The organism is Shewanella piezotolerans WP3, assembly GCF_000014885.1.
In the GTDB taxonomy this organism is placed as follows: domain Bacteria; phylum Pseudomonadota; class Gammaproteobacteria; order Enterobacterales; family Shewanellaceae; genus Shewanella; species Shewanella piezotolerans.
In genome coordinates this window covers 5,068,473-5,090,528 of sequence record NC_011566.1, presented here as the reverse complement: position 1 = coordinate 5,090,528, position 22,056 = coordinate 5,068,473, and the positions used below count along the sequence as shown (strand labels likewise).

The following is a 22,056-nucleotide window of genomic DNA, read 5'->3' as shown; positions in this document are numbered from 1 at the left end:
TAGCGCCAAAATGCAGTGATGGGGTTGAAATATGCTATGATTTTTGGCCACAGATTATCATTTTCTTCTAAAAAGTAGCCCGTATGAGAACTAATATCGTCACCCGTGAAGGTTTCGACAAATTACAAAAAGAGCTGAATTACCTTTGGCGAGAGCATCGACCTGAAATCACCAAGATTGTCAGTTGGGCTGCTAGTTTAGGAGATCGAAGCGAAAACGCTGACTATACCTTCAACAAGAAGAAACTACGTGAAATAGACCGTAGAGTACGCTATCTGCGTAAAACTATCGAAAATGTACAGGTTGTTGATTACTCCCCTGCGCAAGAGGGCAAGGTGTTTTTTGGTGCTTGGGTTGAAATCGAGAATGATGATGGTGAAAAGCGCAGCTTTAAAATTGTCGGTTACGATGAGATTTTTGGTCGCAATGATTACATCTCCATTGATTCTCCCATGGCGCGGGGGCTTTTGAAAAAAGAGGTTGATGACGAAGCTGTCATTCATACTCCGGCGGGTGAGCAAGTTTGGTATATCAACCGCATCTCCTATCAAGGGTTTGATGAGTAAGTGCTGTGACTGTAAGGTAAAAAAATTAGTATGTTGTCACCAGATTTCCTGGTTCAACATTGGGCTTGAACGGGGAAATGTGCTGAGGCTGGTATTTGTATCTCTCAGGCCTATAGCGGGATGACTGTACTGCTTACCATCCTTAAATAAAGGTATATGAAGTTAACCTCATATACCTTTATTTGTACTTATACTACTTCCCACTCAACGTTTGCTATTTGCTCATTTACAGCAAGATTCTGAGTAAACAAGCACCGTATAGCGGGTACTTCTATATTTGGAATAGAGAAAGTGCACAATTTTTGAAGACCATATTTATCTGCAACGGCAACGGCTTCCAGCTCTCCTCCGGTAAGTCGCCAAGCCCAGATCATTGATAAATCTGTACTGATGAATGGCTTGTTACGGTATAGAATCCCATTAGCTAAACCTTGATCTAAATAAAAGTCGCTATTCGTTACTCTAAAGTAGAAAGCATCAGGCAAATCCTTAGCACTTTGGCCTCTGTATTTTCTTGCCGTAAAAATGGTCGCGTCAGCAGCAGGAACAAGCTCTCCTGTATTCCCCAACTGAATGTAAAACTCTCTACCATCATCAGGATCTTTAAGCGTCACTTTTAGTCGCCCAAGTCCATTATCCTTAATTTCAGCCATCTTTAATACCAATTGCATTAAGTATTTGACCAGTTCAGAGCCCTCTCAGCCTTTTCAAATCAAAGCGCTTTGGTAAAGAAATGGTTATTCCCTTTTAAGACAATGCAAAGCAGAAGTGGAAAGACTGAGGGGCTCACGAAGTGCGGGTTTCAAAACGTTGTATGCTTCATTATAGGATTTGGATATAGAATAACTATTAGCTCAAATCCCACTACTTGCCTACAGCGTTTTGAATTCCCGCTGAATGGGCAAACTTTTAATGCAATTGGTATCACTCCTTTAAGTTATGTTAATTACTGATTATTGAGTTGCTTCTCAATTCATTGGTGCTTCTTATTGAAAGCTTACAAGTACACTAATCCTGCGCTGTAAAAGCTCACTTCCAAATAAACAATATTGGTTTCATCACAGTTCAGCTCAAATGTGCTTTGTGATTTGAGGTTGACCTCTAGATGAACATCTTCGCCAAAAGGGGTGCGCTCTAACATCGCAAATAATCTGAGGCTATAACAGTTATCAATTACTTGCTGGGTGCCTTGGCTGTACTGGCATTCAACAAATAGGTCGCCGAGATCGGGTGTGCCATCATTGCTCCCAGAAAAATTCATCCAGAACTGCCGCGTGTCATTGACAGGAACATCGTGCTCTATCAACACCACAATTGGATGCCCTGCAGGTTTGTGCTCTCGGTAAACAGGGGTGGAAACACGACTAAAATCAGGTCCGCCAACATGGATAGCTTCTTTACCGATATTACTCATTGTTATATGGAAAATATTGTGTCGCATGGGAACTCCTTTTCTTGTCACGAGTAAGTTGCGCTTGGTATGTAAGATTAAAAAAACAAAATGCTAGGTTTTCACTCCGGTCCACTGAGCTTGTTAATAAGGTAGGAATACTGCGTCGCTAGGGTATTGATGTTGCTATAACGGGCTGAACTGTTTTGATGGCCACCAGTATTGATTGTTAAGATGATTTCGGCATTGGTGTACTGATTTTGGTGTTGTAGGTAATATTTACATGCTTCCCAATAAGGGACTTGAGCATCGTGCATAGCGCAACTCAGCAGCATATCTGGGTAGTCACTTACCTTTCGAATATTTTTGATTGGGTCGTAGCTTGCTATGTACTCCGCCATTTGAGGATCGTGTGGATCCCCCCATTCGCACCACTCCTCGCTAGTTCCTGGTAAGGCTTCATTGCTAAGCGTATCAATTACGTCAACAAATGGATTTATTGCCACTACCGCTTTGCAAATGGCTGGATGCTGGTTGATTGCCGCACACACAACTAAGCCACCGGCGCTTTCCCCCATCAATGCGAGCTGCTCTGCACTGGTATAGTTTTTTTCACAGAGAAACTCAGCGCAGCATATTAGATCCTCAATGCTGTTTTTTTTGTGTAACCCTTTACCTTTATCGTGCCACTGAGGGCCACGCTCCCCTCCACCGCGGACATGTGCTATTGCGTAGATAAAACCTCTGTCGAGCAAGCTTAAACGTGTTGAGGTAAATTCATCTGGAAAACAGTAACCGTATGCACCGTAGGTGTAGAGCAACATTGGGTTACCTTGCTCGCGTAGTAGTGACTTTTTATAGACCAAAGAAACGGGAACTTTTACTCCTTGATTGCAAACATCTAGGTACTCGCAGCAATACTCCTCAGGACAATAACCGTTAACTGTTATCTGATCGATATGACTTAACTGCTGTGTCGTAAAATTAAATTCATATAAGGTGTGTGGCCGAAGCAATGAGCTGTAGTTAAAACGTAAGCAGTTACTCTCAAAATCACGATTCTCAGCGCGGCTAATGACATAATGCGCTTCAGGCATAGGAATGGTTGAAATAGGTTTGCCTTGAGGCGATATCACTGAAATGGTGATGAACTGTTCTTCACGTGTATAGAGCACTAAATGTTTAGCAAAAACTTGTAACCTGACCAGCTGCTTTGTCGCTGATGGTGGTATAAGGCAATCCCAAGATAGGCACAGAGTGTCTTTTACCTTTGTACGATATAACCCATAATTTTCACCTTGGTGGTTACTGATTAAGTAAAAGTATTCTCCTTGATGATAAAGTTGATCTTGTTGTAGCTCTTTCCCGGGTCGTAATAAAGCAAATTTGGGGTTAGCTGCCTCACAATGGGTATGGTACACAACGCTACTTTTCTGCAATTCGGTGGCGGTCAAAAAAATAAACTGGCCACTTTCTGAGCGACGCACACTTAGGCTTATACGCTGGTTAAATTCCTCATATAGAAGCTCGCTTTGCTGTAAATCTAAGTGATATAACCATGCTTGGAACGGACGGTTACGATGATCTAAAGCTATGTATACAAAGCGAGTACTATCTAACCAGGCTAATTGCGGAGCAATGGCGTCAACTTCCAAATTGATAGGAAAATACAGGCCAGTAAACATATTTTTCAAATTTAGGATAAAGCGCTCGTTTCCTAAAGGATCGAGAGCAATAGGCAAATAAGACTGGCTAGGATCACAATCCAATCGGTGCACAAGCAACTGACTACAATCAGTAGGAAGTAACGCCATCGGTTCACTATTTTCATCAAAAATAAGTGTTGTTGTCCCATCCTTATATGTCCTATAAAAAAGTGGTTTTTCTTGGCCGACAACATCACGCAGTGAGTAACTGAATTCGCCTTGGCTATACGCAGGCATATGACGATCCATTTCCAAGCGACCTGTAATCTCAGTGGCGATGAGATCTGTTAATGGTTGCAGGTTTGCTAGAGCTCGGGCACTTGCTTTATTGGCTTCAGCAATAAACTCTTTTGTTACAGTTAGACTGCTATCTTCCAGCCAGTGCTGTAACTCAATATGATAAATGTTGTTCATATTAATCCAAGATGGTTTAGATGACGGCGTATTAAAGGGATAAGGCCGTCATCAAGTGGCTTAAAGATTCATGTAAGGGTAAAGAGTTTGAGCTAGCATAGGTGTAAGAGCTAGAGAAGCATTAGCCCCCATACCAGCAGCTGAAGATTGATACGTGGTACGTTCAATGGGCTGTGATTGTGTTGGTAACTTCATGAGATGTCCTTATGTAAATGGGCAGGAAAGCAGCAATAACTAGCAAGCTTAGCTATTGCTGCTAAAAGGCTTAAAGCGCGCCGAGTATTGCAGGGCCTACAACTTTAGCGGCGCTTAACGCACCACTCGCCAGTGAACTCCAGAAGCTACAGGCTTCTGCGCCAACGCCTGCACCGTGAGATGTGTAAGTTGTACGTTCGATTGGTTGAGATTGAGTTGGTAATTTCATTTTGAATTCCTTTTTAATGATGAATTAAAGTGTAAAAGTTATCAGCATTGGGGTATCCCAAAAGTCACGACAGCTGACGTGCCGTTTATTCAGGCGCTGAGAGCCGCGCCCAATAAAACTGGTTATAGCGATGCAACACTAATCGGTGCTTGCCATTGCTCGATGCTGCCAACAATAATCGGCGTGATCGCACTGACATCCACTGTGAGGGCGTAAGTCGTCGACGCTTGCGTAGTGTTTGCAGGGTTGAAGAAGGTTAGTTGCACATCGCGCATCTCTGAGTGCTGACGGGCAATTTTAGAAGGAGTGACCTTGTAAGTCGTAAATTGCATGTCGGTTTTGGCCGCATCTCGGACGATTTGGGCTACAGCAATAATGTTGTAAATTGCGTAGTTTAGCGCTCTGTCATCAGGAGTTTGACCACGGTTAATGGTGTTAATATAAAGGCGGTTAAGTAAGCTTATTAATTGCTCCCGGTATTCAGGACTTCCTGAATACTCGGGCGGCAGAGTGCTAACTAGCGCGTCAATTGTCCAGTTATTTATGCCGTAGGCAACAGGGGTCACAGATTGAATAGCGTTGCCATTTAATAGCTTGGTTTGGCCAGATATGTAGCCGGGCAAAGACATGCGCATCACATCATTTTTGTTGTCTTGGAAGTTATCGAACTTGCTTTGCAGGCAACTAATGAGTCGCTCTTGTTTCTTTTGGTTTTCACAACCGCTCTTAGTGCCAGCTAAACTGCTAAACATTGAGATATTGTTCGTCAACTGGGTGTAGTCAGAGATATCTAAGCCTACATTCTCACCAAGAAATTCAGCCATCGACAGATAAATGGCATCGTTAAAAGGCACTAGACCTGGAGTAATGCTGTAAACAGGCGTTGCATTCATACTGAGAATCCAAACCAACTGGCTGCTATAGAATCCGTTAACTAAGCTGCCGTTGACCTTCCAAAGTAAGAATGCCGACATTGTCAATTCGGAGAAGGCAGTGTTAGGAAATAGAGACTTAAGCTCAGCCGGCAGGTTGTCATGCCACGCTGAAATTGCCGCTTTGAAAATATCTTGGTTCGCTTCAGTGCCAAAGTTATAGGCGGGTTGACCGATGGCTGAGACAAGTTGGCAATTTTCAAATGTGGGCGTATTACCTTGGTTATTTGATGGGTTGAAGCTGGAGGCTGAGGGAGATACTGAACTTGGCGCTACGGCAGTTGGGCAGGCGCATTGTGCAGATTCTGATGGCTCAACTTGGCTTGTAGAAGCCGCACTTGCAGATACCGTAGTAGATGCGTTATCGACTGCAGTAGAATCTATCGCACTTGCAGATACTGCATCCGTTGCTGCTTCTGTATTGGCATCTGCAGCACTCGCAGTAACGTGCGTTGATTGGGGAGCAGAAGAGTTCTCTTGGTTCATAATGGTTACCTTTTGTATTGAGTTAGAAGGGGTGACGTTGTGTACTTGCTTGCTCGAAATATCTTTTGCTACAGGTAAAAGCATGTCTTGAAATTGAGTTAAGATACTTTTTATATTCAATCTTCCGGCGAGAATACGGTTGCAATTAATGCCTTCATTTTGGAGGCATGGCGTTGCGCAACTAAGGATCCAATCCCGTATTTGCAGCATATCTCTAGGCTGCTGTTGACAGCTGGCCAACAGGGCGGCAACACCAGAAACAAGAGCGGTAGAAAAGCTAGTACCACTCATTTTGCCGACTAACTGCTCTGCTTGATTGATAGCGCCGTGAATGTTTTCACCAATAGTGGTGATCCCATGTAAACGATCTGCTGCAGTCCAATTGCTAAAGCCAGAAGGTAAACCTTGAAGGTCTATGGAGCCTACTGCTAACACTGTTGGGAAACGTGCTGGCACATGTAATCGTGCGTCACCTTCATTACCCGTAGCGGCAACCACCAAAACGCCTTGTTGTTCACACATTTGTAATGCATTAACGAGGCGTGGCATCATCTCAACATCACTACCAATCGGTTCGCCACCGCTGATATTGATAATGTTGGCACCATTCTCTAGTGCGTTGTGGATCCCTGCTGCAATGTCTGATTGTGAACAGCTGTAAAGAGACCCATCTGGCTTTTCTTGATAAATATCATGTAGCAAGAAAGAGCATGCTGGGGCGATGCCTTTCACTTCACTACTGTGCTTAGCTGCAATTAAGCTAGTAATGAAAGTACCGTGAGATGATTGAATCGAGGATGAAGGTCGTTGAGAGATATAACGGCTATTCGAGTCAGTTAAACAGGCATGGTTTAAGTTAGTGGGGCCATCTAAAATTGCGATCTTTACAACAGGATCCCCCAAGGTTCTCTCCCACAAATCATCTAGATTATCTATGGCTGGCTTTGGTGTTAATCTATTGTTTTTAAGCATTTTTAGTTCTCCAGTGTTGCGGACTATTTTGAGCCAGTGTTGTAAGTTAGGCTCAAAGTTAAAGTATTAGTTTAGGCTGCGTAATAGGAAGCATTACCCTTTGATGCTAGTCGTTAGATGCAAGTGGCTAATATTTTTTGCAGCTCTGCTCGTCTAGTATTGCCGCCACTGCTTTTGATATTGCTGATCTGTCGAACGGTAAGGTTGTACTTATTGGCGAGCGATTTTCGAGGGCTGCCAGCCTCTATCTCATTTTGTATAACTTCATTACGGATCAATCGGTAGAAGTGATCTTGCTTAGGAAACTCTATGGTAGAGCCGCCGTAGCAATATGAAAGTTGTGCTAGTATGGGAGTTGGTACAGATTGGCTGAGCTTGGTGCGATTGGGATCTTTTGCAATATAGATCACTCTTCCGCCTAAATGTTCTAGTAGGTCGTAAGTGTCGTCGAGTCCTAGGAGTTGGATTAAATCTTGTAACTGATTAGGTAAAGCTGCTGTATCGATAAAAGGCAGTGCTTTTTTAATGAGGCTCCGCTCAATAATATGAGACATATATAATTCCTTTTACATAATAAACCATTACTAAAACAGTTAAGTTGCTGGTTTTATAAGAGGAAGGATTTCCAATGGGAACAGCTTAGGGAGTGAGTATCTAGGCAGAGTAGACTTACTGAGCGCTGAACATGAGTCGCAGATATGAAAAGCGTTCATGCAATTTCTAAATCCAAAAAGAAAATAAGTTAAAAGTATCAGCGCTAATAGTTAAGTATACGCTAAACTACTAACGTTTTACGATGACGCCTTTTTACGAGTAATTTTACTTATCTTAAGTTTTTTGGGTAAAGCACTGTAAAAAGAGCTTGTTAAGGAATGGAATTCGGAACTAGCCTGATTTAGTCGCTCCATTTGAGCATAGTTAAGCGTATAATCCATCATCTTCATGAGCACTCTTCAAGTTCACGCCTAGCGCGATATCTGCAATATATATTGGTTCACGACTCCAGTAACATATTGAATTATAATGGCGGGATAGTATTTTTACCGCAGAGTGTGTCAGTGCCTGGTAAAACGGGTGGGTCGCCTGTTATACGTTGATAGCTACATTAGGTATTGTGGCGACTGCTAATGTGGCTAATGTATAAGCAGTGAATAGTAGTGACTTAGTCATTGTTTAGTCCTTTAGTTTATTGAATTTGTTGTCAGTTATATCTGACACTAGAAATACTCCTATACCCTCTAGTTTTGTCCATTTACACTATTAAATAACAGCGCTGTCTATTTGGCGAGCACTAACATCTTGGCATTTGTCCTTAAAGGTTGCTTAGCCGCTGGCAGGTATATTATCGTCTGCTAGAGATAAAGAGTCCCGCCCTTGTTCTGGACATAAAACTGGCTTTGGCGACGCAAATGGTATGTTTGGTTGGGCCTGCGGTTGTTTTGCAAGCGATATACACCGCTGAGACTAATGCACCGTATCGAGCTGTTGGCAACCGAATAAACGTGAACAGCGGCATAGTAGCGTAATAAATCAATACCACTGGCGGGGAAATTCGTGCAAGTTTTGCTTGAATGTAAAAAGCCCTGTTCAATCGAACTGGGCTTTTGTTTTGGCAGATAGCCTTGCAGTTATCTTCTTGGTTATTCACATAGTGAGTTTAGCGACAACCCTCAGTGTCAAACTCGAGAATAACCGTGCTGCCACCAGTTGAGCCGCTGATCTCTAAATAACCCCAGTAGTCATTACCTGCGGGAATGTAGATACACTCTTGGCTGCTGTTAGGGTTTGCTGAACTGCCATCACTATTGGCGCTATTTGACCAAGAACCATGGTTGTAGTTAAGCGAAATATCACCTTTACCGTGAGCGGTGGTGATGGCGATGCTGCGGTGACTATCAACATCTGGGATGCTGAAGTTGATTGAGTTGTCATCGGCTAAACACACTGCTTCGCCGCCATTTAAGCGTCCACGGTCACGCGGTGATTGGGTGGCGCAGGCGTCGGGTACCGTGCTTGGCGTTGGCTCTGTCGGTTCGCTAGCGTCATCGTCGGTACTGATTTGCACGCTGTAGTCTTCTACTTCGCCATAACTTATAGTATTGCAGGCGCCATCGATGCTGCGGTAGCTGAGTGCGACACGCATACGTGTCTTACCGCTAGCGGTTGCAGGCACGTTGATGCTGCTATCAAGTGTGTTGGCAGAGGTGCGATCTGAAACGACTAGCTCATTGCTATCATCAAAATCACCATCTTGGTTAAAGTCGATCCAGACATACCAGTATTCGCTATCCGAGTCATTATTGGTCGTCAGCGTAATGGCTTGGTTGCTGCCTGCATCTAAGTTGATGACTTGCTGAGTGAAGTCACTGTAACCGCCCAGCTCTTTACCTGAACTATGGTTGATATTGGCGATGGCTACCCCTGTGATCCATTCATAGCTTTGTTTGTCGGCACTTTGCATGCAGTACTCGACGCCGTTTGGCGTAGTGTCTGCGTTATCGCCAATACCGTCATTGTCGCTATCTTTTGTTTCATTCGGATCGCTTGGGAATGCGTCACTATTGTCACCGGTGCCATCGTTATCGCTATCGGTTGTTTCAGTGGCGTCATGGGGGAAAGCATCGCGATTATCGCCCACACCGTCACTGTCGCTATCTACCGATTCGCTTGGGTCGTGAGGGAAGGCATCTTCGCTGTCGATCACTCCGTCGCCATCGCTGTCCGCTGGTTGTGGGGCATTATCGATAAGGTCTTGGCTCACGCTGAAGCTATTGATGCTGTCAGGCTGTGAGAAAATCGCCACTCCTAGACACTGCTTGGTTTCAGTGGCTATTACTGCTCGGCGTTTACCATACCAAGCGTATTTGGCTTCTTTGGCATATTCTTCGCCGGGTTGCAGTGTGGCGTAGATTTTGTCGAAGTTGACCTCACCTGTTTCGTTCAATACTCGGTAGATACGCACCGGTGTGTCACTGTCATTGACAATTGATAGCGGGTAACCCACCTCATCAATGTAGTGCTTTTCAATCAAATCGCAGCTACCGATGGTGTTCGGCTCTGGTAAACCCTCTAGCTCAGCGGCTTCAGCTATGGTGGTTTCGTCAATGGTGTAATCAGCGTTTTCGTTGTTTAACACCCCGACGGCGATACAATTTAAGCGTGCATCGGCCGCCATAAAGCGGCGATTGCCATACCAGCTAGGTGAGGAGTAGCTTTCCCCTTGATTAAGTACGCCATAATTACTGCTGTATAGCGGCTTGCCTGTAATGTCGTCGATACGTACGATCGATACAGGGTAGTCAGTGGTGTTGGTTACGCTGAACGCCCCTGTGGCATCCTTGTCTTTGATATGACGGTTGACCAGTTCACAGCTACCGAACTGGTCTTGCTTTGGAATGGTTTCAGCAACCACATTCTCAACTAAACTTGGCTCAATGGTGAAGTAATTGCTGGCTTGAGTCATCACTGCGATGCCTACGCAGTTGAGGTTGGCATCTGACAGCAGCATGCGGTCGTTGGCACGCCAGCCTGAAGAGGTAAAGCTATCGCCCTGATTGAGCGTGCGGTAGTTCTTGCTACCAATATAGTCACCCGTAGTATTTTTTATCCAAAATAGTGATATTGGGGTGTCGGTAGTGTTGGTGACAGTCACTTCAGCAAGTATGGCATCATCTTCTGATACATATTGCTGCTGCAAATCGCACGAGCCTATTTCGTTGGCGGTAGGAATGATTTCAGGCTTTGGAGCAACAGCTTCTGAGTGAGCTAATACATAATCGATGAAGCCCGCTTCTGTGCGCGTAACGACGGCTTTGATGGTCGCTTCATAGGCGTCAGTATCACCTGCACGCAGGGCTTCTGCTAGCAAATTAACTTCAGCTTTGTGCTCATTGGCCAGGTAGTGCATCGCAAAATAAGCCCATTGATACAGGTCGTCATAACTGTCGCGCATCAACATGATGTTGTATAGCGGCGGTATGGTTTTACCTTTTACATTATGCAAGGTGCGCGGGTAGTTGTTGCCTTGAGAAAGATACTCCGCCATGCCTTCTACCCAAGCGATGTCATACTTGTAGTACTTGTACTCGTCAAAACGGTTGTAACGGCCGTCTAGGTAATGGGTAAACTCATGTTTTAAATTGTAGATCTGGCCGGAGTAGTCACAAGAGTTACCGACCCAATCGTCATCACACACCATGGCGATGAAGATGGAGTTATCATCTGGCTTAGCGGGATCGCCCTCTAGATAGATCCCACCGTTTGAGGTGCTGATCCCAAAAAACGCACCAGCATATTTTTTATAATCATCGGGGCTTGAGAATGCGTATATATCTAGGCTTTGGTTATCATCATTTGGTAGCGGTGTACCTTGAGTGCCAAAAAACTGATGGAAATGGACTTCGTGTTCGCTGATCTCAGAGCAAGAGCGGTTGAGTTGCTCTGTGGTGGCGGATGCCTGCATATGCAGCGTGTAGTCAGTGCTACATTGGTGCACTACCGACAATACATCTTCAGAGGTGACACAATAGCTTGCAAGTGGATCGCTTGTGCCGCAACTCCGATTAACCGCCTCCAAAAACTCATAATTAACTAAAATGCCCACTGCCTCGCTGTCGACCTCACTGGCAAGTTTGGCGTGGAGCTCGATGATAAGGCTATCGATCCGTTGTTTCGCTTCATCATGAGCAATGTTATAGATCCGTGCCAGCGATTTGAGTGCCGTTGGCACTAACCAAAGAATGTCATCGGCATCGCTATAGCGAGCATCGAATGCGGTTTCGCCTAGATAAATGTGTGAGCGCATTACCGACAAAACTTCGGTCATTCTGGCATTGAGCGCGGTTTTTACTGGAGTGTCACCATAGTAAGCCGCTGCACCTAGCGCTCTAATGGTATAAGTTGTGGCATCGATATAATTGTCGTTGGCAAAGGGGTTACTGAGCAGAGACTGGAACTGTACTAGTGCCATTATATGCGGGAGTTGTTCGGCAAAATACTTAGCCCCTTCGCCTTTGTTAAAGTTACTAATTGCGCCAGTGTAGCTCTCTTGAATATCACCAGCAGGCACTGCAGTAGATAAAAAGCCTGACATTTTTGCTACGGCTTGCATGGCGATACTTAGGCTTTGAGCTTGTTCAGCTGTGAGTGGCTCGCCATCTTTGGCGTATACCAGCACAAAATTGAGTAGTTTGAGTAGATCTGCATCGGCAATATCATCTGTGCTCGCCAAGTAATGCAGTGCCTCACTGACATGGTTAATCACATTGGTGCCGTTGCTGGCAATCGCTTCATAGTCTGAAAATGAAAGTGACAAAATAGTGGTTACTGAGCTATCAAAGCCAGCCTTACTGGCAATAATTGCAGCCGGTATAGATGTAACTACATTTGTGTCGTAGACCACATAATCACCTAAAGGCGGTGGTGGTGGGATATCACCGCCGCTGACAGACACTAATAAATTGGTTTGCTCTATGTTGCCGCGAATTTTGAAATAGCGCTTCCCCTCTTTTGAAGTGAAACTTAAGCTTTCTTCATTTGAGTTTGGTGTATCCGTTTGCAGTTCAAGCGCTTCGCTACTCCAGTTGGTTCCAGAGTAAAGGTAAAGCTCGGCATCGGCAGTGCCTGAAAAGGTTCCACCAGATACGGTGATGGTGACATCACTATTTTCATAGGGGACGTTGAAATGCAGGTATAAGGTGTTATCGGTCATGCAAAGGGGTTTATTGATTTCGACCTCACCTTGTCTAGCAACAGTTGGGCCGTCACAATGCTCAGCCGTATGGCCGATATTTGGCAGCAAAGCGGCAAGTAAACTCCCTGACAATAATGTCTTACGAGTAAAATTTTTCATATTAAGTCTCTTATTTTTATATTGTGTTGTCGTTACGCTATCTGCGATAGATGTGTTGACCTAAAACGAAGCGTTGCGTCGCACTAACCTTCTACTGTTTTGTAGAATGGCATTAGAGATTAGTCTCGTGGCTACTTTGATACAATGTGTTAACATTCCTTTGGTTTTTATAAGTCATTGTATTTAAAGTGGTTGGTTGTTTGCCCATCAGTTTCTATCAGCTAAAATCAGCAATGGTCAGCGGTCAACTGTGGTAAAACAGTGACTCGATAGTGTTGCTTGCGGACTGTGCTGTTAGTTGGATGGCATAAGTATTGTTGTTTTCAGTCTTTAAGGGAGAGGTAATGATGTTAAGAGTCGTGCTATTTTTAATGCTGTTCGGTACTTGGCAATCGATGGCGGCAGAGGTATCACCACTGGTTAATATTGGCAGCGAGTGGCGCTATTACGATGGTTCAAAAGCTCCAAACTATCAATGGCATACAGTCGATTTTGACGATAGTAACTGGTCGGTTGGCAAAGCACAGTTTGGCTACGGCGAAGGTGATGAGGTGACTGAAACTTCATTCGGTGAGCAGGCGACCGCGAAACCGATAGCACAGTTGTTTCGGCACTACTTTATAGTTGATAGTCTGCCTAGCGAGCCATTAACATTGAACTTGCTGGTGGATGATGGCGCAATTATCTTTATTAATGGTCAAGAGGCCTATCGGGCCAACTTGCCGGCGCAATACCATGTCAGTGCCCAAGCTACAGGCACATTTATTGAGCATGTTTGGTTGTCTGTACCACTCGATGCAAGGCTAGTGAAACCGGGCAAAAATGTGATAGCCGTTGCTGTGCATCAGCTATCTGCCACGAGTACCGATATTAGCTTTGATCTCGGGCTATTTTATTAGCGCTTAAACTAGAGTTGGTTGATCTGCCATATATCCGCTTGTAGCTGTTTTACCTCTGTGGCTGCAAGGCCGTGGAGTGTGGCTTGAGGGCGATATAGCGACGACAGTGCTTCAGCATGCTCTGCAGTTATCATTGCAGAGTCTAAGTTTGAGCGCATTAGCTGTGTTTTTCCTGAAATTTGTTCAATCCAAAGAATTTGTTGCTGATTAACGTCCCAGTTTCTATCTAATCTGCTCGCTGAATTTAGCTTTTGCGGCGTGGAATGCCAGTCCCAAGACCATAAATCTCTCGTATTAGCATCGATAAAAAGTAGCTTATCCTTGTTTGGGGTTAGCCGCGCTTGAAAAACATCAAACTTAGCCATGTTAATAATATCGCTGCTAGCTATATCGAGGCTTTTTAGTTGCCAATTAATCTGTTTATTATCTCTGTTGAGTTCAGAATAAAGCAGTGTCTGTGCAGTTTTCCAACCAATACCATTAATAGCACGGGTCGATTGCCAATGGAGCTGGTGTTTTGCGCTAGCAACAGCGTAAATCAATAGCCCATAACGGCCCTGATCTTTGACTACTGCGCTAAAGTGGCTACTGTCGGCTGACCAACTAATATCGAAAATCTCACTGAATTCACTGCCCTCAATACGAGTCAGTTGATCGCTACTTCTAAACCAGAGGCTCTTTTGTCCTGAGCGATCTGATACAAAGGCAAAATGCTTGGTATCAGGGCTAATATTGGCGGCGTAATCATCGGCATCTGATCGCGTTAACGCAAAGCGACTCGGTTGGCTGGTAAAATCGTAAATTAGGTTTTGATGACGACGAGTACGTTTTGAAAAAAGACTGCTCGCTTGCTGCGGGTGGTGGTCAATATCTTGTGCGCCAACCACTTCAGTGGAGCTCCAAGGGGCTATTTCACCACTGAGTGAAAGAGTAAATAGCCCTTTGTTGAGTGAGACTAATAGCTGCTCGTCGTTAAGCCAGCTGACACCTAAGATGTCGCTAAAATAATGAGACACCTTGTGACTGTTGCCTGCTAAGTCTGAGCTGAAGATAGCATGTTCCTTGAAGGCAATTTGCCGTTGAAATACTAGTCTGTCACCTGATGGGGAGAAGATTGGTTTAGTGTCGTGGGCACCTGGAATTGCCTCGGTTAGTGTTGTCGCTTGATGCTTATCTTGATCCCATAATTGGATTGAGTGGTTGCCATTTGGACTGGTCGGTTGGCTGTAAGCGAGCATATTCGCTGTCGGATGCCAGCTTAAACCATGACTTACCGCCTCTAGGGGGATAACGGATTGCGATTGCCGGTTATCGGCAGTAAAAATCTCGATGGCAAACTGTTGGTTAGGCTGCTGCGCAATTGCGGCTATACGCTTATCGTTAGGTGAGAATACCGGGTAGGAGTAACTACTAGTACTGCCTAGACGTTTTGGGAATGTTTGCGTTTTCTCACGCAGCATCAATTGATCGACCGCGCCTTGCTCTGCTGCGATATAGACAAATGAATCACCTTGATGCGACTGTGTAGGCATGATGTTTATCGCCTTGTCATGAGTGAGACGCTGAATATTAGCTGGCGCCAGTTGTTGCTTATCATGCTGAAGGTAGCGCCAGCCAAAGATAAACACAGAGGCTATCACTAGGTAGGCGAGCCATCGCATTACGCCGATAATTTGGCGCTCCTCGTTGGCAACTGTCGCTTGGATTAGCGCTGGTTCGTTTTGCAGCGTAGCTTGCTGCTCAGTGGTAAGCGCATTAAGCACTGTGACATCAGCAACTAATTTGTAACCCACTTTACGTATGGTGGCGATATATTCAGGGTTACTGGCATTATCTTTAAATAATCGTCTTAAAGAGGACATCACTCTGTTGAGAGCATCTTCGGTAACCACTTGCTTGGGCCAGAACTCTTCAAACAACACTTGTCTGCTGACCGTTTCTCCAGGCCTCGATGCAAGGTATTGCAACACCATCATTGCTTTAGGTTCTACCAACACCTTTTCATCACCTAGCCACGCTAGATTTCGCTGGCAATCAATTTTCCAAGCGTTAATCGAAAAGTAATCGGGCAGGTTATCGGTCATTAGTCTGATTTTTTTGTCGGTTTTATCAGCAGTATAAGGGAGTTAAAGCAAGGGTACTAATAGAAACTAAGCAGCAAGAGTAATGGTCAAGTTTAACCATGGATACAGTGTTTATTACTACTATTTTTCATGAATCAATGACAGTGTGCTGTTACTTAAGGACTATTTTAAATCAATTAAATTAGCAAATTCCATTTTTCAGCGTCAAAACCGCGGGTGACGACATTAAAATTGCTGCTTAGCTGTGGTATCTTGAGCGCAATATTATCTATTTGGCATTACTTTATATATGCAAAACATTGCACAGCTTATTGCTGAAGAATTAAACGTCCGTCTTCAGCAAGTTAACGATACGATTACGTTATTGGATGACGGTGCGACCGTTCCGTTTATTGCTCGCTACCGTAAAGAAGCAACGTGTGGACTTGATGATGCGCAGCTGCGTACATTGAACAGTCGTCTTGGTTACTTACGTGATCTCAATGAGCGTCGTAACGTAATTTTATCGAGCATTGAAGCCCAGAGTAAGTTAACTCCTGAGCTGAAAGCTGCAATAAATGCCGCAGATAGTAAAACCCGCTTAGAAGATCTCTACCTGCCTTATAAGCCTAAACGTCGCACCAAAGGCTTGATAGCTATTGAAGCGGGGATAGAACCATTAGCAGATTTCTTACTTGCTAATCGCGGTGCCGATTGCGAAGTAAAAGCGGCGGAGTTTATTAATGCTGATGCAGGTTTTACCGATAGCAAATCAGTATTAGACGGTGCACGTTTTATCTTAATGGAGCGTTTTGCCGAAGATGCTGAGTTACTGCAAAAGATCCGTACCCACGTTAAGCAAAATGCAGTGCTTGAAAGCCGCATGGCTAAAGGTAAAGAGAAAGAGGGTGCCAAGTTTAGAGATTACTTTGAGCACTCAGAAAAGCTAACTAAGGTGCCATCACATCGTGCTCTCGCTATGTTGCGCGGCCGTAATGAAGGTATGTTGAGCTTAAGTATCAATGCTGATCCTACCAACGAAGCGAAACAAGCTAGCTACTGTGAAGTGATTATTGCTGAGCACTTCAAACTGGGTCTAAAAGACAGTGTGGTTGATCAATGGTTAAAGACGGTAGTGAGCGCTACTTGGCGAGTCAAAATCGCACTACAGATGGAAACTGAGTTTTTTGGCCGTATGCGAGATGATGCAGAAGGCGAAGCGATTAATGTATTTGCGCGTAACTTAGGCGACCTGCTGATGGCGGCTCCTGCGGGTGCTAAAGCCACATTGGGGTTAGACCCTGGGCTGCGAAGCGGCGTCAAAGTGGCCATTGTAAATAACACTGGCAAGCTAGTGGCACACACCACTATCTTCCCTCATGCTCCACAAAAGCAATGGGATAAGTCTGTTAGAACCTTGGCTAATTTGGCTAAAATGCACAAAGTTGAACTTATTGCGGTTGGTAATGGCACGGCATCGCGTGAAACAGACAAGTTAGCCGCTGAATTGATCACTATGGTTAAAACGGAGCTGCCAAGCTTGACCAAAGTGATGGTGAGTGAGGCGGGCGCATCTGTGTATTCCGCTTCTGAACTGGCCTCTGAAGAGTTTCCTGATATTGATGTTTCTATTCGCGGTGCAGTATCCATTGCGCGCCGTTTACAAGATCCATTGGCAGAGTTAGTCAAAATTGAACCTAAAGCGATTGGTGTTGGTCAGTATCAACATGATGTTAGCCAAAGCATGCTTTCTACTTCGCTTGAAGCTGTGGTTGAAGATTGTGTGAATGGTGTGGGAGTTGATGTGAATATGGCATCGGCTGCACTGTTGGCGCAAGTGGCAGGGCTTAATAAAACCTTGGCGCGAAATATTGTGGCTCACCGTGATGAACAGGGCCGATTTACCAATCGTAAATCATTGCTTAAGGTTGCGCGTTTAGGGCCAAAAGCATATGAGCAAGCAGCAGGATTCTTGCGGATCAGCGATGCGGAAAACCCATTAGATGCATCATCTGTCCACCCTGAAGCCTATTCATTGGTTGAAACTATCGCTAGTGCAAAGCAACAATCAGTTGCCAGCTTAGTCGGTAATAGCGAGCTGTTAACCAGCATCGATGCTAAAGACTTTATCACTAGTGATTTTGGTCTGCCAACTGTAACCGACATTTTGGCGGAGCTTGATAAGCCAGGACGTGATCCACGTGGTGAATTTAAAACGGCGACCTTTAAAGAGGGGGTTGAGCAGATCAACGACCTTAAGCCTGACATGATCTTAGAAGGTGTGGTCACCAATGTGACTAATTTTGGCGCCTTTGTTGATGTGGGCGTACATCAAGATGGATTAGTGCATATATCCTCGATGACAGACAAGTTTATCGATGATCCGCACAAAGTGGTTAAAGCCGGCGATATAGTCAAAGTAAAAGTGATGGAAGTAGACGCTGAAAGGCGTCGTATTGGCCTGAGCATGCGCTTGACTGATAAAGCAGGCGAGGCACCAAAAACAGCGCCGCGTCCTTCAAATAATGCAGCTAAGCATAAAGGGGCGAAACCACAGTCTCATAACAAAGCTAAGCCAAAGCAACCTGCCAACGCAGCGATGGGTAATGCTTTTGCTGATGCGTTTGCCAAACTGAAAAAGTAACCCACAAATTATCAGTTATAAGCCTCAACAGGTGTGATCTCTGTTGGGGCTTTTTTGTGCTCAATTTATATCAGCTCTTCGAGTTTCACTATGCTCTCTACTCACTTCCCAAAACCGCTAGACTCTCGCTGAGCGAGCAAATCTTATAGGTTAATGGGGGCAAAAATGTGCGCTATGTTAGTTAAAATGCCTGTAACTGAGCGATAACGTTTAAATAGCTTGAATATAACCTAGTAAAGGATATGTTATATCCCGCTTTAAAATTGAAACTTATTGGCGACATGGAGGTCAGAACTAATTGGAAAACGCTTCATAGAAAGCGTTAACAAAATAAATTAGGATTACCATTTTGACTCGTTCACATACTTTAGGGCCGTTTCGCCCAATTATAATCTTTGCCGCTATCTCGTTAGTGATCATTATGCTCAGTCGACTAGGGTTGGCGATTTGGCAGTTTGATCGTGTAGATATTGCTGCGGGTTGGTCACATTTATTGCTACAGGGCTTACGCGTCGATTTTGCGACTATGTGTTGGCTTTGGGGCGCCGCGGCACTCGGTACCGCTATTTTTTCTGGCGAGCATTTGGTTGGTCAGCTCTGGAACAAAATATTACGTGTTTGGCTGACGCTTGGCTTACTCACTTTAGTCTTCCTTGAAATATCAACACCTTCATTTATTGCCGAATATGGTGTTAGACCTAATAGGTTATATGTCGAATACTTGATTTACCCTAAAGAAGTGTTTTCAATGCTTTGGGCGGGTAGAAAGTTTGAATTGATCTTATCTGCGCTCATTAGTGGTGCTGTGATTTTTGGTGGTTGGAAACTGAGTGGTTACCTAATAAACCAAAAGCAAACATATCCTCGTTGGTATTGGCGTCCAGTATTGGGCGTGTTAGTGATAGGTATCGCGCTTTTAGGTGCGCGTTCAAGTCTGGGACATCGTCCACTTAACCCTTCACTTGTTGCTTTTTCGAGTGACCCTCTAGTCAACTCATTAGTGACTAACTCTGCTTACTCTTTGGTGTTTGCTATAAAGCAAATGGGCAATGAAGCCGATGCTGCCAAGATATACGGCAAAATGCCTAAAGATGAAGTGGTTAATATTATTCGACGTGAAAGCGGTAGACCGCTCTCTGATTTCTTGTCTAATGATTACCCGAGTATCTCTAGCAACACTGCAAGCTATCAAGGTAAGCCGAAAAACTTGGTCATTATTCTGCAAGAAAGCCTTGGTGCTCGATTTGTCGGTAGTTTAGGTGGTTTACCATTAACACCTAACATTGATGAGCTATCGAAAGAGGCGTGGTCATTTGAACGTATGTATGCCACCGGAACTCGTTCTGTTCGTGGTATTGAGGCGGTAGTGACAGGTTTTACACCTACTCCAGCTCGCTCAGTGGTCAAGCTAGGACGTAGCCAAACTGGTTTCTTTACCTTAGCTTCATTGTTAAAGGAACATGGTTACCGCAATCAGTTTATTTATGGCGGTGAAAGTCATTTCGACAATATGCGCAGCTTTTTCTTAGGTAATGGCTTTAGTGATATTGTTGATGAATCGGACTACAGCAATCCCAATTTTGTTGGTTCTTGGGGCGCATCTGATGAAGACTTAATGTATCGCGCTAACGATGAATTTGAACGACTGCATAAAGAGGGACAACCCTTCTTCAGTTTAGTCTTTAGCTCGAGTAACCACGATCCATTTGAGTTTCCAGATGGCAGAATTGAACTGTATGAGCAACCAAAGCAAACAGTGAATAATGCGGTCAAATATGCCGATTATGCCGTGGGAGAGTTTTTCAAAAAAGCCAAACAATCAGATTACTGGAAAGACACTATTTTTGTTGTTGTGGCAGACCATGATAGCCGAGTTGGTGGCGCAGAATTGGTGCCTATTTCTAGATTCCGTATACCGGGTCTTATTTTGGGAGAGGGCATAGAGCCTAAGCTGGATACCCGTGTCACGAGTCAGATAGACTTGGGACCGACTCTGCTATCTTTGATGGGCGTAAGTGACAACTATCCGATGTTAGGGCGTGATTTGACTAAGACTCCTGATGATTGGCCTGGACGTGCATTAATGCAGTACAACAAAAACATGGCTTACCTTCGTGGTGACGACGTGGTGATTTTGCGCCCTGAAAAGCCAGCAGCAGGCTTTGTTTACGATGTGGATGCTGAAAAGCTTCATCCTAAAACTCAACCCGATGAGATGAAAGAAACGGCTTTGGGGTGGGCGCTATGGGGCAGTATGGCTTACCAGCATGGATTGTATAGCGATAAGAAGTTGTAATCTTATACAGTCGTCAGCATATCGGGCTCAGATTTTGGCTGAGCCCGAGTTTGATAAAATGCCTCTATATGTGCACCAAAGGCGCGGTAGAACTGTAGTGTTTCATTTGGTAAATGTTTACTTTCTGCCGTTTCTTGTTTCTCTTGTGGCTGATTGGGAAGTTTGATATCACTGCGTTTTAGCGGCGAACGGTAGCTAAATAACTGCTTTAAATCGAGTGCTGGCGGACGCTTTTGCTGCTCTTGCTGAGACTGGTCTTGTTGCGAACCACCTTGCTGTTTATCCTGTACTGAACCACGCAGTTTCGCCTGCGCTTGAGCTTGCTCAGCGGTACGTTCATGTTGTGGGTTAAAGGCTCGCTCTTCATGACCTTTATTGGCTTGTGGTGGAGGTAATACTGGTGGACGCTGTTGATTATCCGTGCGCGCAGAATCAGTCGCTACGTTAGAGGTAGAGATTGGCACATTAGGATAATTGGTAACAACCAGCATAGACAATTCCATTTCAAGTCATGGTTAAATGTTAACCAATGTCGACCTAATAATAAAGCTGTTTTGCTCTTAAGTGTGTTGATAAGTTGTGCTTTTAAGCCACTCTTCCAGCTTGGTAACAAATTCTTCAGTGTGGCTGATAAATGGTGCATGAGATGCTTTTGCCAGCATGGTGTCTTGAGTATTTTCCATCACTGGCATCAGTTGTATTACTTTGCGAGGAACCAGTCCGTCAAGCTTGCCCCACAGCCTCAGCCAGGGTTGCTTTATATTGGTAGTTTGTTCTCTGATATCGACGTTAGCTAGCATCGACAAGCCCTGTTGCAGTGCTGGAAATTGCGCCTGAGGCTTGGCTAATACCCACTCTCGTAGCTGTTTAATATCGCCTTTGGCGGTTTGGCTGCCCATAGCTTGAATGGCAAGAAAACGTTCGATGGTCTTATTGAGATCTTGCTGCAACTGGCTAGCAAACTGCGCCAGAACGCTAGAAGGGATCCCCGGCCAAGACTCCTCTTCACGTGCCATAAAACAGGGAGATGAGGCAATCGTACATAAGCGGCTGACATACTGTGGGTACTTAATTGCAGCTAATGAGGCAATTAACCCTCCTAGTGACCAACCGATCCAAATAGCTGGTTGCGGCACGCTGTCAATGATCGCCGCAAGCCAGTCGTCTATTTCACCGTTAATGACTGGGCTATCACCAAAACCAGGCAGATCGACAAAGTGAAACCTATACTCAGGTAACATGTCAGGCAAAGCGTTAAATACGGCGCTATTCACACCCCAGCCATGCAGCATCACAACATCGATACCTTGACCGACAGATTTAACATGTAACTTAGTTTGACTCACGTTTCGATCCTGTCAATTTGATTTAAAATATGAAAAAGGAATTTCATTATTACTCAACCAGCCATAC

15 protein-coding genes are annotated in these 22,056 nt (G+C 44.6%); 4 read left to right on the top strand and 11 right to left on the bottom strand.

Translation table 11 applies throughout. The features are described 5' to 3' along the window. Window positions 1-83 precede the first annotated feature (83 nt). Window positions 84-566 (top strand): transcription elongation factor GreB, encoded by a 483-nt coding sequence (greB, locus tag SWP_RS21550; protein WP_020914812.1) that lies wholly within the window; start codon window positions 84-86, stop codon window positions 564-566. Between the two features lie 188 nt (window positions 567-754). Here the strand turns inward: greB and SWP_RS21545 are convergent, their stop codons facing one another. From SWP_RS21545 to SWP_RS21520, 8 genes are all read right to left on the bottom strand, one after another. Continuing rightward, window positions 755-1,219 (bottom strand): hypothetical protein, encoded by a 465-nt coding sequence (locus SWP_RS21545; protein WP_044556169.1) that lies wholly within the window; start codon window positions 1,217-1,219, stop codon window positions 755-757. 344 nt (window positions 1,220-1,563) lie between these two features. Further along, window positions 1,564-2,007 carry a hypothetical protein gene (locus SWP_RS21540; RefSeq protein ID WP_020914810.1) on the bottom strand — a complete coding sequence of 148 codons (444 nt, stop codon included), beginning with the start codon at window positions 2,005-2,007 and terminating at the stop codon, window positions 1,564-1,566. Window positions 2,008-2,078: 71 nt separating this feature from the next. Next, window positions 2,079-4,076, bottom strand: coding sequence for a prolyl oligopeptidase family serine peptidase (locus tag SWP_RS21535; protein WP_020914809.1), 1,998 nt, complete (start codon window positions 4,074-4,076; stop codon window positions 2,079-2,081). 60 nt (window positions 4,077-4,136) lie between these two features. Next, window positions 4,137-4,271, bottom strand: coding sequence for a hypothetical protein (locus SWP_RS24680; protein WP_020914808.1), 135 nt, complete (start codon window positions 4,269-4,271; stop codon window positions 4,137-4,139). Window positions 4,272-4,341: 70 nt separating this feature from the next. Then, window positions 4,342-4,500, bottom strand: a complete 159-nt coding sequence (locus tag SWP_RS24285; RefSeq protein ID WP_020914807.1) for a hypothetical protein — start codon at window positions 4,498-4,500, stop codon at window positions 4,342-4,344. A gap of 122 nt (window positions 4,501-4,622) precedes the next feature. Beyond that, a complete protein-coding gene (locus SWP_RS21530; protein WP_020914805.1) occupies window positions 4,623-6,890 on the bottom strand; it encodes a S8 family serine peptidase in 2,268 nt (755 codons plus the stop codon). 113 nt (window positions 6,891-7,003) lie between these two features. Continuing rightward, window positions 7,004-7,444: a Mor transcription activator family protein gene (locus SWP_RS21525; protein WP_020914804.1), complete on the bottom strand. Its 441-nt coding sequence runs from the start codon at window positions 7,442-7,444 to the stop codon at window positions 7,004-7,006. 1,103 nt (window positions 7,445-8,547) lie between these two features. After that, window positions 8,548-12,741 carry a collagenase gene (locus SWP_RS21520; protein WP_020914803.1) on the bottom strand — a complete coding sequence of 1,398 codons (4,194 nt, stop codon included), beginning with the start codon at window positions 12,739-12,741 and terminating at the stop codon, window positions 8,548-8,550. A gap of 344 nt (window positions 12,742-13,085) precedes the next feature. On the opposite strand from SWP_RS21520, the gene SWP_RS21515 reads away from it, so the two are divergent. After that, complete coding sequence (locus tag SWP_RS21515; RefSeq protein WP_020914802.1) at window positions 13,086-13,640, top strand: hypothetical protein; 555 nt, start codon at window positions 13,086-13,088, stop codon at window positions 13,638-13,640. Between the two features lie 8 nt (window positions 13,641-13,648). Here SWP_RS21515 and SWP_RS21510 read toward each other — a convergent pair whose 3' ends face one another. Then, a complete protein-coding gene (locus tag SWP_RS21510) occupies window positions 13,649-15,724 on the bottom strand; it encodes a winged helix-turn-helix domain-containing protein (RefSeq protein WP_044556167.1) in 2,076 nt (691 codons plus the stop codon). A 289-nt stretch (window positions 15,725-16,013) separates the two neighbouring features. Here SWP_RS21510 and SWP_RS21505 point away from each other — a divergent pair, with 289 nt between their 5' ends. Together SWP_RS21505 and SWP_RS21500 are read left to right on the top strand one after the other, a co-directional pair. Further along, complete coding sequence (locus SWP_RS21505) at window positions 16,014-18,347, top strand: Tex family protein (RefSeq protein WP_020914800.1); 2,334 nt, start codon at window positions 16,014-16,016, stop codon at window positions 18,345-18,347. Between the two features lie 421 nt (window positions 18,348-18,768). After that, a complete protein-coding gene (locus SWP_RS21500; RefSeq protein WP_079892021.1) occupies window positions 18,769-20,643 on the top strand; it encodes an LTA synthase family protein in 1,875 nt (624 codons plus the stop codon). Between the two features lie 2 nt (window positions 20,644-20,645). Here the strand turns inward: SWP_RS21500 and SWP_RS21495 are convergent, their stop codons facing one another. Then, a complete protein-coding gene (locus SWP_RS21495) occupies window positions 20,646-21,134 on the bottom strand; it encodes a hypothetical protein (protein WP_020914798.1) in 489 nt (162 codons plus the stop codon). 69 nt (window positions 21,135-21,203) lie between these two features. Then, a complete protein-coding gene (bioH, locus tag SWP_RS21490; RefSeq protein ID WP_020914797.1) occupies window positions 21,204-21,989 on the bottom strand; it encodes a pimeloyl-ACP methyl ester esterase BioH in 786 nt (261 codons plus the stop codon). Window positions 21,990-22,056: the final 67 nt, after the last annotated feature.